This window comes from Flavobacterium beibuense F44-8 (assembly GCF_000769915.1).
GTDB lineage: Bacteria > Bacteroidota > Bacteroidia > Flavobacteriales > Flavobacteriaceae > Flavobacterium > Flavobacterium beibuense.
This window is the reverse complement of sequence record NZ_JRLV01000036.1, coordinates 1-15548: the sequence shown is the minus strand read 5'-3', so window position 1 is coordinate 15548 and position 15548 is coordinate 1. Positions and strand designations below refer to the sequence as shown.

General features: G+C 37.4%; 24 protein-coding genes. 12 read left to right on the top strand and 12 right to left on the bottom strand.

Annotated features, from left to right (window positions below; all coding sequences use genetic code 11):
- Nucleotides 1-59: 59 nt before the first annotated feature.
- Nucleotides 60-398, bottom strand: a complete 339-nt coding sequence (locus Q763_RS16950) for a hypothetical protein (RefSeq protein ID WP_035136252.1) — start codon at nt 396-398, stop codon at nt 60-62.
- A gap of 7 nt (nt 399-405) precedes the next feature.
- Nucleotides 406-1242 carry an MlaD family protein gene (locus Q763_RS16945; RefSeq protein WP_035136251.1) on the bottom strand — a complete coding sequence of 279 codons (837 nt, stop codon included), beginning with the start codon at nt 1240-1242 and terminating at the stop codon, nt 406-408.
- A gap of 146 nt (nt 1243-1388) precedes the next feature.
- Between Q763_RS16945 and Q763_RS16940 the strand changes: the two genes are divergently transcribed.
- Nucleotides 1389-1967, top strand: coding sequence for an NAD(P)H-dependent oxidoreductase (locus Q763_RS16940; protein WP_035136250.1), 579 nt, complete (start codon nt 1389-1391; stop codon nt 1965-1967).
- Between the two features lie 6 nt (nt 1968-1973).
- Nucleotides 1974-2588 (top strand): biopolymer transporter ExbD, encoded by a 615-nt coding sequence (locus tag Q763_RS16935; protein WP_035136249.1) that lies wholly within the window; start codon nt 1974-1976, stop codon nt 2586-2588.
- Here Q763_RS16935 and Q763_RS16930 read toward each other — a convergent pair.
- The 6 genes from Q763_RS16930 to Q763_RS16905 form a co-directional block, all read right to left on the bottom strand.
- Complete coding sequence (locus Q763_RS16930) at nt 2571-3149, bottom strand: Crp/Fnr family transcriptional regulator (RefSeq protein WP_035136247.1); 579 nt, start codon at nt 3147-3149, stop codon at nt 2571-2573. The two genes, Q763_RS16935 and Q763_RS16930, sit on opposite strands and share 18 nt — an antisense overlap.
- A 68-nt stretch (nt 3150-3217) precedes the next feature.
- Nucleotides 3218-3568: a heavy-metal-associated domain-containing protein gene (locus Q763_RS16925; RefSeq protein ID WP_035136246.1), complete on the bottom strand. Its 351-nt coding sequence runs from the start codon at nt 3566-3568 to the stop codon at nt 3218-3220.
- Nucleotides 3569-3637: 69 nt separating this feature from the next.
- Nucleotides 3638-4030 carry a hypothetical protein gene (locus Q763_RS16920; RefSeq protein WP_035136244.1) on the bottom strand — a complete coding sequence of 131 codons (393 nt, stop codon included), beginning with the start codon at nt 4028-4030 and terminating at the stop codon, nt 3638-3640.
- Between the two features lie 32 nt (nt 4031-4062).
- On the bottom strand, nt 4063-4845 hold the full coding sequence (locus tag Q763_RS16915) for a hypothetical protein (protein ID WP_035136243.1): 783 nt from the start codon (nt 4843-4845) through the stop codon (nt 4063-4065).
- Nucleotides 4846-4969: 124 nt separating this feature from the next.
- Nucleotides 4970-5254 (bottom strand): hypothetical protein, encoded by a 285-nt coding sequence (locus Q763_RS16910; RefSeq protein WP_035136242.1) that lies wholly within the window; start codon nt 5252-5254, stop codon nt 4970-4972.
- A gap of 741 nt (nt 5255-5995) precedes the next feature.
- Complete coding sequence (locus Q763_RS16905) at nt 5996-6730, bottom strand: helix-turn-helix transcriptional regulator (protein ID WP_035136241.1); 735 nt, start codon at nt 6728-6730, stop codon at nt 5996-5998.
- A 129-nt stretch (nt 6731-6859) separates the two neighbouring features.
- Between Q763_RS16905 and Q763_RS16900 the strand changes: the two genes are divergently transcribed.
- The 7 genes from Q763_RS16900 to Q763_RS16870 all read left to right on the top strand — a co-directional run bounded on the left by Q763_RS16900 (nt 6860) and on the right by Q763_RS16870 (nt 9986).
- On the top strand, nt 6860-7162 hold the full coding sequence (locus Q763_RS16900) for a hypothetical protein (protein WP_035136240.1): 303 nt from the start codon (nt 6860-6862) through the stop codon (nt 7160-7162).
- 91 nt (nt 7163-7253) lie between these two features.
- Nucleotides 7254-7505 carry a hypothetical protein gene (locus Q763_RS16895; RefSeq protein WP_035136239.1) on the top strand — a complete coding sequence of 84 codons (252 nt, stop codon included), beginning with the start codon at nt 7254-7256 and terminating at the stop codon, nt 7503-7505.
- A 150-nt stretch (nt 7506-7655) separates the two neighbouring features.
- The gene (locus tag Q763_RS16890) at nt 7656-7913 is read left to right on the top strand and encodes a hypothetical protein (RefSeq protein WP_035136237.1); all 258 of its coding nucleotides are present in this window, start codon (nt 7656-7658) and stop codon (nt 7911-7913) included.
- 23 nt (nt 7914-7936) lie between these two features.
- Nucleotides 7937-8185: a hypothetical protein gene (locus Q763_RS16885; RefSeq protein WP_035136235.1), complete on the top strand. Its 249-nt coding sequence runs from the start codon at nt 7937-7939 to the stop codon at nt 8183-8185.
- Between the two features lie 216 nt (nt 8186-8401).
- The gene (locus Q763_RS16880) at nt 8402-8650 is read left to right on the top strand and encodes a hypothetical protein (protein ID WP_035136234.1); all 249 of its coding nucleotides are present in this window, start codon (nt 8402-8404) and stop codon (nt 8648-8650) included.
- A 63-nt stretch (nt 8651-8713) separates the two neighbouring features.
- Nucleotides 8714-9526, top strand: coding sequence for a hypothetical protein (locus tag Q763_RS16875; protein WP_035136233.1), 813 nt, complete (start codon nt 8714-8716; stop codon nt 9524-9526).
- A complete protein-coding gene (locus Q763_RS16870) occupies nt 9501-9986 on the top strand; it encodes a hypothetical protein (RefSeq protein WP_232297539.1) in 486 nt (161 codons plus the stop codon). The genes Q763_RS16875 and Q763_RS16870 overlap by 26 nt, the downstream gene beginning before the upstream one ends.
- A gap of 731 nt (nt 9987-10717) precedes the next feature.
- On the opposite strand, the gene Q763_RS16860 is transcribed toward Q763_RS16870, so the two are convergent.
- From Q763_RS16860 to Q763_RS16850, 3 genes are all read right to left on the bottom strand, one after another.
- Nucleotides 10718-11083 carry a hypothetical protein gene (locus tag Q763_RS16860; RefSeq protein WP_035136229.1) on the bottom strand — a complete coding sequence of 122 codons (366 nt, stop codon included), beginning with the start codon at nt 11081-11083 and terminating at the stop codon, nt 10718-10720.
- A gap of 377 nt (nt 11084-11460) precedes the next feature.
- Nucleotides 11461-11889, bottom strand: coding sequence for a hypothetical protein (locus tag Q763_RS16855; protein ID WP_035136228.1), 429 nt, complete (start codon nt 11887-11889; stop codon nt 11461-11463).
- A 16-nt stretch (nt 11890-11905) separates the two neighbouring features.
- Complete coding sequence (locus Q763_RS16850) at nt 11906-12322, bottom strand: hypothetical protein (protein WP_035136227.1); 417 nt, start codon at nt 12320-12322, stop codon at nt 11906-11908.
- Nucleotides 12323-12486: 164 nt separating this feature from the next.
- Here Q763_RS16850 and Q763_RS16845 point away from each other — a divergent pair, with 164 nt between their 5' ends.
- The 3 genes from Q763_RS16845 (at nt 12487) to Q763_RS16835 (ending at nt 14228) form a co-directional block, all read left to right on the top strand.
- Nucleotides 12487-12954: a hypothetical protein gene (locus Q763_RS16845; protein ID WP_232297538.1), complete on the top strand. Its 468-nt coding sequence runs from the start codon at nt 12487-12489 to the stop codon at nt 12952-12954.
- 306 nt (nt 12955-13260) lie between these two features.
- Nucleotides 13261-13713, top strand: a complete 453-nt coding sequence (locus Q763_RS16840; protein ID WP_035136224.1) for a Panacea domain-containing protein — start codon at nt 13261-13263, stop codon at nt 13711-13713.
- Between the two features lie 2 nt (nt 13714-13715).
- Nucleotides 13716-14228 (top strand): hypothetical protein, encoded by a 513-nt coding sequence (locus tag Q763_RS16835; RefSeq protein WP_035136223.1) that lies wholly within the window; start codon nt 13716-13718, stop codon nt 14226-14228.
- Between the two features lie 616 nt (nt 14229-14844).
- Here the strand turns inward: Q763_RS16835 and Q763_RS16830 are convergent.
- Nucleotides 14845-15390: a hypothetical protein gene (locus tag Q763_RS16830; protein WP_035136222.1), complete on the bottom strand. Its 546-nt coding sequence runs from the start codon at nt 15388-15390 to the stop codon at nt 14845-14847.
- Between the last annotated feature and the right edge of the window lie 158 nt (nt 15391-15548).

Here is a 15548-nt window from a genome sequence, read left to right as displayed (position 1 = left end):
ATTATATAGAGTGTAATGATTGTTTAATTAGCTTTCTTGTTCTACTATTTAATTCAAATTTAATGTTGGGAAGAATTTAAATACTCAATTACTCGTTGTGACACTCCTTCCCTATCATTTTCTATAGCCTGAAATAACCCCAACGGATACGGACAGTTATACGGGTACACATCTAATTGTGTATTTAATATTTTCATTAAAGGAAGTTTTTCTGTTTTATCAATAACTAAAAAAGCCAAATCTCCTTCGGGTAGCGGTTTGTTTTCACAATTTAGGGCTTCACTGTTAATAGTATTTTCAATTTGTGTAGCCGATTTGTATGCTATAACAAACAACACAGCTATAACAAACAACACAGCTATAATAACAGGAACAGCTATTAGAAAAAGTTTTTTCATATATAAATTAGAGTCCGCCAATACTTACACTCCACCCGTCATTACGTTTTATCAGGTTTAAATGAAGATTATGATCATTTGGACAGGGAACCTGCATATAATATTTAGGAAAAATACTAAAACTGACTGAATTTTCACTAAGATGCCCCTCTTGAAGTAAATCGTGATAAGAGATTTTTGAAATGATGTTTTTAAGCACGTCATCAAAAACAAAGTCAAAATAACGGGGCATATCCCCTTTGTTGATATCTACATTTGCATACTTTTCCTGATTTTTAATATAAGTAATGGTATCACAGCTATAGGAATATTTAAACAGTACCGGATGTATTGCCCTGATAGGATAATCTAACCTGGCAGCCGTACTTTTTACATTATTAGTACTGATGTCTTTTTTAAAACCTTCCCAAAACTGCTTTAACCCCACAGTATCAGGAAATACCTCTTTTGGCTGTTCTGTTTTTGGAGTAACAACCATATTAGCATCAGGTTTTTTAAACTGCCCTTCAACAACTACAGCAATAGTATCCTTGTCTTTTATTTGTATGGGCAATGTATCGTCTGTCTCAATACTTAATGAAGTTCCCGGAGTAAACGGGGTTTTAACTACCAGCAAAGATGCATGAGAAAAAGTATACTTTGCATCTATCTTTAAGGTTAGCTTTAGTTTATTATTATTTGTTAGCTGCTTTTTATAAACGTAACCCGATCCCTCGCCATTAATTGTAACAATAGTCCCTTCAGTTACGCCTTCTATGTCATCAATAACCGCATACACATCATAATAACTGTTATTACAGCCTATAATTAAAAACGGTAGCAATAAGTACAAAAGCTTTTTCATAGGTAAGGTTTTCTCAAATATAATAATTTAACTAAAATTACTCACTCTATTATATATTAGTGTGTGCTAGCTGTATTAATAGACATTTGTCCTCAATTTACACCCTGCCTCAAATTTACTTTTGCTACAACCTTAAACTTTAATGTATGAAAAAGATACTTATTATTAACGGACATCCCAATAAAGAAAGCCTCAACCACTCTTTGTGTGAAGCTTATAAAAAAGGGGCTACAGCTGCCGGTTGTGAGGTACAGGAAATTGTTATAAGCGATTTAAACTTTAACCCTAACCTTCAATATGGCTATAAAAAGCGTATGGAGCTGGAACCCGATCTCCTTGATGCATGGCAAAAAACACAGTGGTCTAACCATATAGTATGGGTACATCCGGTATGGTGGGGAGGCCTGCCTGCTATCACTAAAGGTTTTATTGACCGACTGTTTTTACCAGGTATGGCTTTTAGTTATAAAGAAAATTCGGTTTTTTGGAATAAGCTCTTAAAAGGACGATCGGCTCATATTATAACCACGCTCGACCAGCCGGGGTGGTACTACAGGTTATTTTTTGGCAGACCAAGCATTAATCAGTTAAAAAAATCAGTGTTACAGTTTTGCGGCATAAGCCCTGTTAAGCATACCTACATAGGTATAGTAAAAACTGCCAGTGAAAAACAAATTGAAAACTGGATTAATAAAGCATATAACCTAGGTAAAAAGCTAAAGTAAATTATTATGCCCCGAGTAAAAATTAAAAAAAGAAAACAAATTTTAGACATGACTGCCATGGTAGATGTAGCTTTTTTACTTCTCACCTTCCTAATACTTACTGCAAAACCAAAAGATATTGATTTACTACCTGTAGAACTTCCGCTTTCTACCGAACAGCCCACACTGGCCGATGATGCTATTGTTATTACTATAGGTAAGGAAAAAACAACATTAAGTATACGTGAAAAAAGTGTAAGAAAGTTAACGCTCGAAAAAATGGCAAAACGATATGGTATTAGTTTTACAGAAGCCGAAAAAGCCGAGTTTATTAATACCGATACTTATGGACTACCGCTCAATCAACTGTCGGGCTACTTATCACTCCCCGCAGTGCAACAGGAAAAATATCCGGTTGTGGGTATTCCACTTGATTCTATAGGCAATAAACCTTCTGAATTTTATCACTGGATTTTTGAAGCCAGAACTTCGGCCAAAGAATTACATAATAAAGATTTACCTGTTGCCATAAAAGGAGACGGAAACGAAAAATATCCTTATGTAAAAAACATTATAAACATTTTACAAAGTCAGAAAATAAACAGGTTTAGCCTTGTAACTAGTTTAGAAACTGAAATCTAAGGCTTTATAACTGGCCCTTATACGGCTTAAATGCCTTGGGGTAACTCCTAAAAAAGTAGCCAGGTATCGCAAAGGTATGTGCTTTATGTAATTAGGATAAGTCCTTAACATAGTCTCATATCTTTGTACTCCTGTCTCTTTTTGAAACGAAGCAATACGCTTTTCTAACTCTACATACTGTATCTCGGCAAGCATTCTCCCCACCTGCTGCCATTGTTCGCTTTGAGCATACAAGGCTTCAAGACTTGCTTTTTTTATTATTGTTAAACGGGTAGTAACCAGTGCCTCTATACTGTATTCTGCCGGAAACGATGTTATAAAACTGGAATAGGCAGCCATTAATTCACCACTAAAAGCAATACAGTTAGTAATATCATCTCCCGCATCATTTATATAAAAGGAACGAAGAATACCTTCATCTATAAAAGCTATTTCGTCACAAAGCATACCCTGCTCAATAAGATACTCTCCTTTTTTTAAATTTTTAGTATAAATTAAACTGTCCAGTTTATCTAACTGATCTGTACTTAATACATTAAAAGATTCAAAAAGCTTTCTCATAGGTAATCTCAAAAATACAATTTTACTTAAAATAAAAAAGCATGGATAATTCCATGCTTTATATTATGTTATTTTTTACAACATCCGTCCAGTTCCTCATAAGCTACCGGATCGGCTTTAATATCATCTGCATCATACCCCAGCTTACTAATTGCTGTTTTTATGGTGGCTAAATCGGTTTTCTTAGTGTTGTAAGTAACACTAATTGTCATAGCCTTTTCGTCAAGCTGAACCATTTGTACACCTTTTGTTTTTAGCAGCCCAAGGTTAAGCCTGTCTCCGCACGACTCGCATTGTTTACAATGGTCACAGTAAATAGCGGTTTTAATAACTGTTGTCTGAATCTTTTTTTGCTGTGCAAAAGCATTAGCCGACATAAAAAGGACTAAGGCAAAAAATAATGTTTTAAGTAATTTCATGATTGTTTATTGTTTTTCCAAATATAAGATACCGTTTTACAAAAGCAAAACTGAAACCCTCAGTCTAAACTATTTTATTTTCCCAAGCAGTGAGAGTAAAAATTCTTTATACACATCGCGGGTATAGGCTTTTTTCATAAGGGCTTTTGCAGGAGAATCTGAAACCGAGGCTATAAACTGCTCCACCTTATCATCACAGGTTTGTTTCCAGTTGGCTAGCTTATCATGAGGCATGGCGGCAACCTGTTGCTCAATCATACCGGTAAATTCTTTTATCTGCCTGTTTATACAGTAATTGCTGTCTTCCAGTTCACGGCATTGTGGCTGCATCTCGGTTTCAGGATGTAAAAAGTACCATCCGCCATAGTGTTGCTCTATATAAGCTGCAGTAATTTTTTGCTGTGCATGCCCTGTAAATCCAAGGAGTAAAAGCAACAGCAGGGTTAGTAAAGGTTTTGTCATAAATGTTTGTTTAGCCGATAAATATAAGAATTTTACTCCTCATTTTTAAAATGCTCCCTTACCTCCTGTTCATTAAAAGCGGGCGTCCAGTTTGGATTGATTCGGGCAACCTCCTCAGGCCATTTTTCAGGGTTTAACTGCTTTAAGTTATTTAACTGCGAAATAGCCTTCTCCACACTCCAGTCCGACTTTTTATTATCAAGCTCAATTACGTTTTTGCAGTTGTCCTTAATCCAGTCTTCCCTTAGGTACATAATATAATCAGGGTCACCGTCGTCTTCAAGATCTACATCACTGGCAAACAAACAACACTGGCATTCGGCCTCACGCGTAAAAAACGGAACCGGTTTTTCCAATAATCCCGTTACCTCGCTACTCCCGCAAACAGGGCACATAACCGGCACATCCTCATACCCCTGGTTAACCGATGCTATAAGTACATCGGCAATTTTATTGATATTATATTTCCCTATATTTTTTCCGGCAAGCGCAATGGTAGTTTTACCTTCAGTAAACTCAAACGAAGTGTTACTTAATGTCTCCCAGTCTGCCTTAGTGTAGTTTACTTTTTTTTGTACAGGGATTAAAAAGAAAAAAATACGGTAACGCACAGTAAAGGTTTTAGCAATGGTATCTACCTCTGCATAAGTGTATTCCTTATGTATAATAAGGTAAACCAAAAGTACACCTACAGCTAGATAAGCCTTTTGGTTAATATTACCGTTTATAAGCAGGTATAAAAATACCAGGCATACAATAACATATAGTAACGGCCTTAGTATATTGAACCACGGCGCTTTAAAAGTATGTTTCATTTTTAAATATTAAGTTGCGCTAAAGTAAGTATTTCCTTCGAAATTTCCCTGTTTAAAAAAAGTAAAGCCCCACACAAATGGCGGGGCCTTAAATTAATAATGCAGGTGTATTCTAACGGTAGGCCTACTGTATTCGGCTAAACTCTTCAATGCATTTTTTTGCACTTTGCTTAGCAACAGCCAGTGCGCGCCGACGTGCTTCGGGGTCGGTTTCCACATTGTGTTTTTGTAAATAAAAGTTAGTGGTCTTATCAAACTCCTTTTGCAACCCCTGTATAAAGGCTTCGAGTTTGCCACCTCCGGCAGAAATGTAGGTACTGTCGGCATTAAACTCTTTCAAAAAGTTTTTGTAGGCAACAAGGCATGCGCTTTCCAGCTCTTTTTCAAACTCACCGTAATCAAAACTCATGGCAAATACTATTATAACTATCTATTGGTTGAATGAACGGCAAAATAAATTATAATGCTTACAAGCACAGTTATAAAATTCTACATGAAATTAGTAAGATTTGTCAGGCGATAGCCACAAAGACTTTTTAGTATCATTAAGTAATAAGTTTAGTATTTGCCAGGAGGAACGACGAAGTAATCGCTATTTTAAATGATAAATTTTGAATGAGATCCTTCCTGTCGTCAGGATGACAACACACTCCTGTCATTTTGAGCGTAACGAAGTGGAGTCGAAACACGAGGCTAAAAGCCGAACTGATGAAATAAATCTCTAAACTGTATCAAACTGACTTAAGCATCTAAGCCCGACTTTTTCGTTCTTTTGTGTCATGGACAAAAGGACAAGTATTATTTTTTTGAGATTTCTCCACTCCACTTCATTACGCCAGCAATGACAAGCAGAGTAGGCACATCACAGTGACAAACGGCCTAAGATGCTGTGGCGTAGAGAAAATTATTAATTAGGCGTAAAAAAGCATCCGCTGTTTGAGGCGATAGCCGAGTTCGGATGGTTTAGCCGAGAGCCATAATTTTTAGCCTAAAGCATCTAAGCCCGACTTTTTCGTTCTTTTGTGTCATGGACAAAAGGACAAGAATTATCTTATTGAGATTTCTCCACTCCACTTCGTTACGGTCGAAATGGAAAGAGATCCTTCCTTCGTCAGGATGACAAACCTGGCTATTATCTTCAGTCTTAAATTTAATACACCACCTTTTTACTAACGCTCCTGTTCACGTCAATAACATAAAACAAAGCCTGTATATCGTTTACATGAAGTTTAAAATCGGTAAATTCAGGGCTATCATTTAAGGAATGGCAAACCACATACCCTTCTTCGGTATTGTGCTCAATAATCTCTTTAAGAAGCGGCATTTTACTTTGGGTTGTATAAATAACCCAGTACGGGAAATCACGGTAACGGAGTTTATTACTCCAGTGTTGGCGTTGCAGTTCACGCGTACTTACAATACTGTTTCGGCTAATGGCATTACTGCTGCCGTCGTCCATACTGTCACCATTAACCTTAAAGGCTACATAACGCCCCTGCACCGGCTTGTCTACCAGTATCCCGTGCTGACTCAAATCCATAAGGAAGTCGGCATCCTGATAATTACTAAGCAATCCCGCCTGAACGTTAAAGTCGGCAAGCGGCATTAGCATATAATACTGTCCGTTAGGCAGCTCTATAAACTTATTTCCGTTTTTGTTTTCAAAATCAACTGGGAGTTTCACTACCTCACTACTCCTTACTATAGTAGTATAAGGCGTTTCACTGTTAAGCACCTTATTAAGTATCTCTATTTTAGAATTAGGTATGGGCCTTCCTTTCTCATAATTAATAATGGTCTCGCGGCTTGCACCTATCAGGTCGGCCAACTCGCGTTGGGTTAATCCAAGGTGCTCCCTCTTCTGCTTAATCTCTAATGCGTCCATATTCAATACTTTATCGTAACTGTTGATAACTTTTAGATGTTAAAAAGTGACTTTTTACACTTTTGTATTTTGAAATGTGGAATATTCCACTTAATTTTGTACCGATGTTTGAGCAAAGATACACATTATATGCAAATAAACAATAATATTACACATCAAATTGTGGAACTTAGCGAAATAAAAAAAGGATACAATCAGTACTTACGTTCTTATGAAGCACAGCAGGATGTAGAAAATTACACTTACATACTGGAACAAAAAGCCCTTGTAAGCGCCCGTTTAAAGCAACTTTACACTAAGCTGGCACAACAACAGGCTACACAGCAGCACAACCCTGCCCCGGTACGTTACACTAAATACACACCCTGCAGCAACGAACAAAGTGCAATACTACACTTTAACAACGACAAGAGGTTTAGTATTACAGAATAGTCTATTTGTCCTTACGATAATTTGTTTATCTGATTTTGCACAAATCAACAAATAACCCAATTCACACATTAACTTAAAAACGCCTTACGTCATGAAAAACCTTATCTGCCAGTTAGAATCGGTTAACCGCCTTATCAGCGAATGCGAACAGGAAATAGAATCCATTCAAAACCTGCCTTACTATTCGGTTTTTAAGCTGGAAGACCAGCGCACTTCCGATTTAACCCAACTCACTTCTCAGTTAAAGGGATACCACTCCCAAAAAATTATCCTGCTAAACCAGCTGGAAACTTCACTAAAATTTGAAAAAGCCGCAAGCGAGCAATATGCTATTGCGGGGTAACAAATTATTTATTTCAGGTTACATGTTTCAGGTTTCATTCCTTGTAAAACTACACACTATTACTATAGCAGGGAAACAAAGCCAACCTGAAACTTTAAACCTGAAACCTCTATTAATTCTTCAATCTTTTAATCTTTAAATCTAAATCCCATGACAATTACAGGAAACATTGAAAACATTGAGTACCGCAACACAGCCGGACACGAAAAAAAAGTAGTAACCATAGTGCCAGATCATCGTCAAAGAGCCTTTGTGGAGTTTCGCGGACGTAAAATGGACGACCTGCACGGCCTTAAAGAAAACGACGAAATACAGGTTAGCGTAATGCTGGAAGGTAAAATATCTAAAAACAGTGGTATACAGTACAACAACCTTGTAGCACAGGAAATAAGAGCAATAGTAAGATAATTAAAAACTTTAAACATAAAATCATGAAAACCAAACAGGAAGAATATACCCGTAAAATACTGGAGCAGCTGGAAACTCTTTTTACCGAAAACAGCGACAATGCCATTTCCCTTACCGAACTGGAAGACAATAACAATGCTGCCGATTTTTTCCATGCCCTCGCAAACCTTGCTCCTGCTGTTGTATACGGTCAGCTTACCCAAAAACAGGTAAACACGCTTGAGTTTAACCACGTTGCTAACCGCCTGTGCATGATAAATGCCGTGCGTTAATATGTTGTTTGCCTATTGGGTACAAATCATCAAATACCCGAATAAAAACATCAACAAAATATTAACATTTACTTGAGAAACCTTTAATACTTAAATGGTTAATTTCAATTTCGTAAGATTGAAAAATTGAACATTAAAATTTAAAAATGTCACCTGCCCTTTTGGGAACCTTAATCTTTAAATAGTATAATTATTAAATCTTAAATCAAACGAACCATGCAATATAAAATAAGAGGAATAGTAGTAGCTGTAGGCGATACCAAAACAACAAAAAAAGGTACAGCCCTTAAACAACTTCAGTTTGAACAGGAAGACGGCAAATTGTTTTACCCTACTGCACTGGGTACTAAAATAGAACTACTGGACGATATGCTGCCGGGCGATGTAGCCGACCTTGAATTTCACATTAGCGGATCTAAAGGCCTTTACAATAACGTGATTATTGATAATGTTGTAAGGGTATAAATTACCAGTAAAATGCCTGCAAAGCATCTGCAAAAAAATATTTGAAATGAATTTTTGCGCTTAATGAGCAAAAAAAACCTTCCGCATATAGCCCTCTATGTGGGCGACTGGGAACGTGACTGCAATGTTTTATCGCTGGAAGCCGAAATGGCCTGGCTTAAAATAATCTTTAAAATGCACCTTTCGGGTAACGAACCCGTATACAAAACCTCTGCAAAAGGCTTACAAATTCTCTGGAAATGTACAGCCGGTAAAGCTGCCGAAATTATTGATGAACTATCCATTAATAATATATGCGCAATAGAGGACATTAGAGGAGGTTACAGTTTTACTTCCCGACGTTTACAACGTGAAAAAAACATCTCACAAACACGTTCTAAAGCTGCTAAAAAACGATACAATATAGCAGAAGAAAATACAACAACCCTAAACAAAACCGCTGCAAAAGTGTTGCAAAACACTGACATTGACAATGACATTGACAATGACAATGATATTGACATTGAAGTTGAAATTAAAACTGATTTTGACGGAAAAGAGGGTATGGGAGAAAAACCAACCGTGGTACTGCCCTACCCCTCGGCCGAGTTTGCCCGCCAGTGGCAACTCTGGAAAACCTACCGCCACAACGAGCACAGTCAAAACTACCAAAGCGCCGAAAGTGAACAGGCTGCACTGGTACAGCTAACCAACCTTGCCCAAGGTAAACAAACTACGGCGATAGCAATACTGCACCAAAGCATAAGCAAAGGCTGGAAAGGACTATTTGAAATAAAACCACAAGGCAATGCAGGGAAAGAACCTGCCTCAAAGTCGAAAGTTAAGTATAGCGACGACTTCAAACGAAAAATTGCTCAGCGTTTACAGTCCGGTTAACTGCATGCGCCACGGCGGAAGGCTTACCACTATCGACAAAGCTATAAACGCCCCCGCCCCAACACTGGGAACACTGCAACGCGAAAAGAGTAAAGATTTTGCCATAGGCCTTACAATGGGTTGGCTGGTATACCTTAACGATATACTTAACCTAAACAAACCCATGACCGAAGATCAAATTGAGCTTTGCGCCATTGAGGTTAACGAAACCTACTACACCCTCAAAATTAGCGACCTTACCTTTTTGTTCAAAAAAATAATCAGCGGATCGTATGGCGAATTTTACGAAAGCCTCACCATCCCAAAGGTACTGTCGTTTTTTAGGGAGTACTTTGAAGAACGCTGCCAGCTTGCCGAACAACAGTCACTACGCACTCATAACGATGACAAAAGTCATTCGGAATTCAATTATTCTAAAAACATTAAAAGGGTATTAACAGGAAGCACAAGGTATAAGTAGTATTCTGTGATGAGTGGTCAAAACTAAGGCTTCACCCTTTAAGACTTTTGACTTTTGTACCTGAAGACTTTTGACTATATGGTCTCCCGTTCTTTGACATATTGTTTTTTCTTTTTATTTGAAATTGAAATCAAATAAAATGAATAATGAGATTACTCATTATGCTGCGCTACATATAGGAATGACAAACACACTGTCATTTCAAACCGAAGGGAAACAGAGGGAGACACGAGGCTGAAAGCCGACTGATGGAATAAATCTTATATATCGAAATGATGAAATAAATCTAAAGCAGATTCCTCATTACGCTACGCTTCATATCGGAATGACAAACACACTGTCATTTCGAACCGAAGAGAAACGGAGGGATACACGAGGCTGAAAGCCGCCGACTGATGGAATAAATCTTATATATCAGAATGACACACACTTTGTCATTTCGAACCGAAGGGAAACGGAGGGAGAAATCTTATATATCGGAATGATGAAATAGATCTTATTTTATTTCTGTTTTCTAAAAAACCGTAGCACAAAACATTCCTAAACCAGCTATTAGGCAATAGCTTATTATAAAATTATAGACGTCACCTTTTTGAAGATAGCTGTCTATTTTTTTTTTACGACCAAAAAATAGCCAACGCAAAAAAGCACCGGGGTAAATAAAAAGAAATCCGGCAATAAATTCAAAAACTATTTCCAGTACTAAATCCATCTGCTAAAGCTATAAAAAATCATTCAAAGTTACTAATGCGGTAAAACTCGTCGTAGCGTTCAATGAGGTTATTTTCCAGCAGTTGGGTAAAAGTATAATCAAGCGTGTCCTTTTCATGATCAAAATCACGGTAACCGGTAAGCTGGTATACCTGTCCGCTATCCTTATTTATTATAAGCGGAATATAACAGGTGTTCTCAAGGTTAGTATTGATACCCTGTTCATCATCGGGGTCTATAGCATATACGTAACCATACATCCTGAAATCAGTATAATCAACCCGAAGCACAAGTCTAACCTTACCTTTTTCATGTTCAAAGTATTCGCGGTTAAGCCCCTCTATAAAAGCAACTACCTTAGCATCTATATTATCGTTAATAACCATAGGCCCAGAGATAAAAAAAGTTAACCTATATGTCTGGTTATTAAATAATAATCAGACACATAAATTAACAATAGTAAGTTTTTTGAAGAAAGTGGTTTGTAAGGCTATAATCTGATATTTCTATGTTCTCTAATCTCGAAACGAACAATATCGTACAGCACCTCAATAAGCGATCTAAAGTTCATAGCACTCTGTTTTAGTTAGTTAGGTATAAAGATATATAAATTTAACTTTAGATTAACAGTTGGGTGTAAAATTTAACATTAAAATATTTCAACATCCTTTGTTAATAAGCCTTCCCGAGTATTGAAAACTAATTGTTTAACACAATTACATCATTTAATTAAAGTGCAAAAATTACTTTTTGAAACCGGATATTATGTAGATAAAGCTTTCTTCTTATAAATAATAATAGTATAAATACCTGTAACTATTTGCATTAGTATTGCCAACATATAAAAGTATATATAAGTCGTATTATATTTAACCATTAACCCGTTCCATTCACTCCCCCTGCTTAATATCCTTACATGTGTATTACAAAAAAAATCACGGGATGGCTTAAGGTACACATTTGCAGAGAAAACAAAGTACATAACAAACAATACAATTGTTATGTAAAAACCTATTTTAAAAGGTATTTTAAATCCTTTCCTTATAAACAGATATTCCAGCAAAGCACTCCCTGCCATTAAGGCAAGTGCAAAAATATCAAACGGAAGAAAAAACTTAAACTCGTTACTATTAACAAGCACTACTATAAAGCATAGCAAAAAAGCAACTAAGGTAAAGCGTAATAAAGTCATGTTGCTAATATACGTTTTAAGAAGTTTTGATTTCCCTGTACTTTGCCAAAAAAAGTGCGACGATTACAAGCTCCAGTAAAGCAGAAGTAAAAAAGGCATAAAACGACATGGAGAAAAACACAAACCATATTTCCTGCGGACTTTGCAATCCCACCATTTCAAACACGCGGGTATAGCTCCTAAACGGATCGTAAAACGTACGTGTAGTAGTTAAAAAGTAAACAAGGTACAATATATTGATACCATAAAAACCCCAGGAAAAAGGTACTCTCCCCAATCGTTTATTGAGCCACAATAGCAGCGCAATATTAATACCTAAAACAACAAGCGATAAACCGTCTAAAACCGGAAAACGCCCAATTTTAAACAGTAAAAACAGCATCATACCAAGGCATAATATAAAGCTAACTATAGTAAAACGTACCAGTGTCATATAGCTAATATAATGATTTTTAAGTAAATCACTTAATAAGAAAAACCTCCCTATTTACCCGTAAAAACACCTGTTCTTACCAAACCCGTAAAACTACTTAGTGCTAACAGGAATTTCCCCTGTACTTTTGCTATGTGAAAAACAAACCATGCCTAACACAAATAGTGTCTTTCCTCGAGTCTATCGGGATAGAGGTCGCTGAAGGCCCCCTAACAGCCGCCACATTCCTACCGGGACTCGAGTTGGGACCTAATGTGATTTATGTGGACTTTGATAAACTGAAACACCCCGGAGACATTTTACATGAAGCCGGACATATTGCCGTAACTGAATCTACCCTAAGGCAGTACATAGGCACAGATAAAATGCCGGAAGACTGGCCTAATATGGGCGATGAAATTGCCGCCATTGCATGGTCGGCAGCAGTGGCACAACACTTAGAAATACCACTAAGCGAAGTTTTTCACCCCGATGGCTACAAAGGCGCTTCTGACTGGCATATAGAAAATTTTTCAAACGGAAACTACATAGGCCTTCCCCTACTCCAATGGATGGGAATTGCCTACAATGATACTGAAATACAAAACGGACATCCGCCCTTTCCGGCCTTTAAAAGCTGGCTGCGACCGTAAAATCTGCTGAGTTAAACAACAATTATGGTTACCTTACAGAAAGGGAAAGGATGTTTATTTACTACGATTTATAGACTAATAGATTATTCGATTGCCACGCTTCATTGCATTACGCTCGCAATGACAAACCATACTTAACTTTCAGTGTCCGCATCGTCATTACGAGGAGGGACGACCAAGTAATCTCAATAGCCAAAAGAACACCCCCAACTAAGTATTTCCCACACTTTAAAAAGACCCGTAATTCCACCTGGTGAAATACAATATTTTATACTATTTTTGTAAATAACCATTAATCATAAAGTAATGACTTATAACTGCTTTGACATAGCCGAGTTTTTTACAAAACTGGCAAAAGAAGAGGGTCAGGGAATTGACCCCATGAAGCTATTAAAGCTTACTTATATAGCTCATGGTTGGTATTTAGGTATAACCGGGAAACCTTTATTCCATAATCAGATACAGGCGTGGAAATACGGCTCTGTAATTCCTGATTTGTATTTCCCTATCAAAATTTTCGGTAAGAACAACGTAGACCCCTATATTTTTAAGCTATATACTAAAAACAAGCTGAGTAAGGAGGATAAGGACTTCCTTAAAAAAATATGGAATAATTATAAAGATTTTTCGGGACTGCAGTTATCTGCACTAACACACGAAGAAGGCAGTCCGTGGTCACAGGTTTGGGACGGAAACCATAATGCTATCATCGAGAACAGCATTATAAAAGACTATTACGAACACAAGCTAAACGATTAAAAATGGAACAACAGGACCAGGTATCTATTGCTGACAAGCTAAAAGGAGAAGCTTTAACAAAAGACGTTCAGGATATTCCAAACCAAAACACGCTCTCTGCAGAAGCCGAAAATGAGGAGAACCTTATTAAAAACGGCAACACTAATCCGCAAAACTACAACGAGTTTATGCAGTTTAAGCGTTTTAAAATTCAGCAGAAAAACGAAAAGTCAGAACGTAAGCTAAGGAAAAAGAATGCCAAACTGGCCTTTATCTTTTCATCAGCCTGGGCAGCTTTTATTGCCATAGTGATATTACTTCACGGGTTTGGCCAGCAGTTTAAATTTTTCTCCCTGTCACAAACCGAATTCCTGTTTATAATAGGATCCCTAACCGCATCCATTTTTGCCTTTTACACCTTAGTGTTACGCTATTTGTTTTACCGTAAGGAAACATCGGGCACAAATGCACCTTCGGCAGTAAAACCCGGTATGTCGGGCATGCCTGTAAACCCGTCAAACAATCCTATAGGGTAAATTAACAGAGGCAGTAATCAGTATACACTTTTTCATTCCGATTGCAGCAATAGCGAAATAGAGGAATCCAAATCAAGTATTAGATTGCCACGCTCCATTGCATTTCGCTCGCAATGACAAACTAAACCCAATACTCATTTACATCCTATCGTCATTACGAGGAGGAACGACGAAGTAATCTATCCTATTTATTGAATAAGATCCTCCAAGCTCGCGCGAGCGTCCCGCTCTTGCAGTGAATCTTAAAGATAGAGATCCTTCCTTCGTCAGGATGACAAGCACACTCTGTCATTTTGAGCGTAACGAAGTGGAGTCGAAACACGAGGCTGAAAAGCCGAACTGATGAAATAAATCTCTAACAATATTGAATGGCCTAAGATGCTGTGGCGTAAAGAAAATTATAAATGAGGCGTAAAAAGTATCCGCTGTTTGAGGCGATAGCCGAGTTCGGATGGTTTAGCCGAGAGCCATAATTTTTAGCCTAAAGCATCTAAGCCCGACTTTTTGGTTCTTTTGTGTCACGGACAAAAGAAGGAAGGAGATGAGATTGCCGCGTCGTTCCTCCTCGCAATGACAACAAGAGTAACCACACAACAGTAAAAAGCAACCAGTAAAATCACTCCTCTCCCATAAGTATAGAAGCCTCATCCATAATCACGGGAGGTGGCGGAGGTGGTAGTTTATACTGAAGTATACCACTCTTAAAATCATGGAATTCCATAGGCTTTAAATCACAGTCCTTAAGGGCTATAATATCATATACTGCCTGTTTCTGGCTATCGGTTTCGAGGTTTGAAATATAAAACGTAGTTTTTACAGTGTCTGCCTCAGTATTAATATCCAGTTGGTAGTAACTCGCATCTGCTATATGTCCATAATCAACTTTGGTATCAAAAACAGCTTTACTACGATCTAACATTTCATTTACTTTCTTTTTCCCTATAATACAGTAGGAGTATTTATAGAGAAAAGTATCTTTAAAAGAATCACGAGGATTAATCTCTTCACAGTAAAAAAGGGTGTCCCCTTTAAGTTCAATCCCAAATCGGGGTTCGTTGGGATTTATGCCGCTACCCACTGTGAGTACTAAACTTTCAGGCTGCGGCTGTTGCTTTACAGTACATGATATTACCAAAAACGAAAGTAAAACATATCTCTTCATAAGGGTAAGGTTAAAAAGCAGTAAACCAAATATAATTAAAAATAAATATCATTATTCCTGAAGATTTCTCCACTACACTCCGTTTCGGTCGAAATGGAAAAAGAGATCCTTCCTTCGTCAGGATGACAAGCACGAGTGAGCACACAACAGTGGTTAAA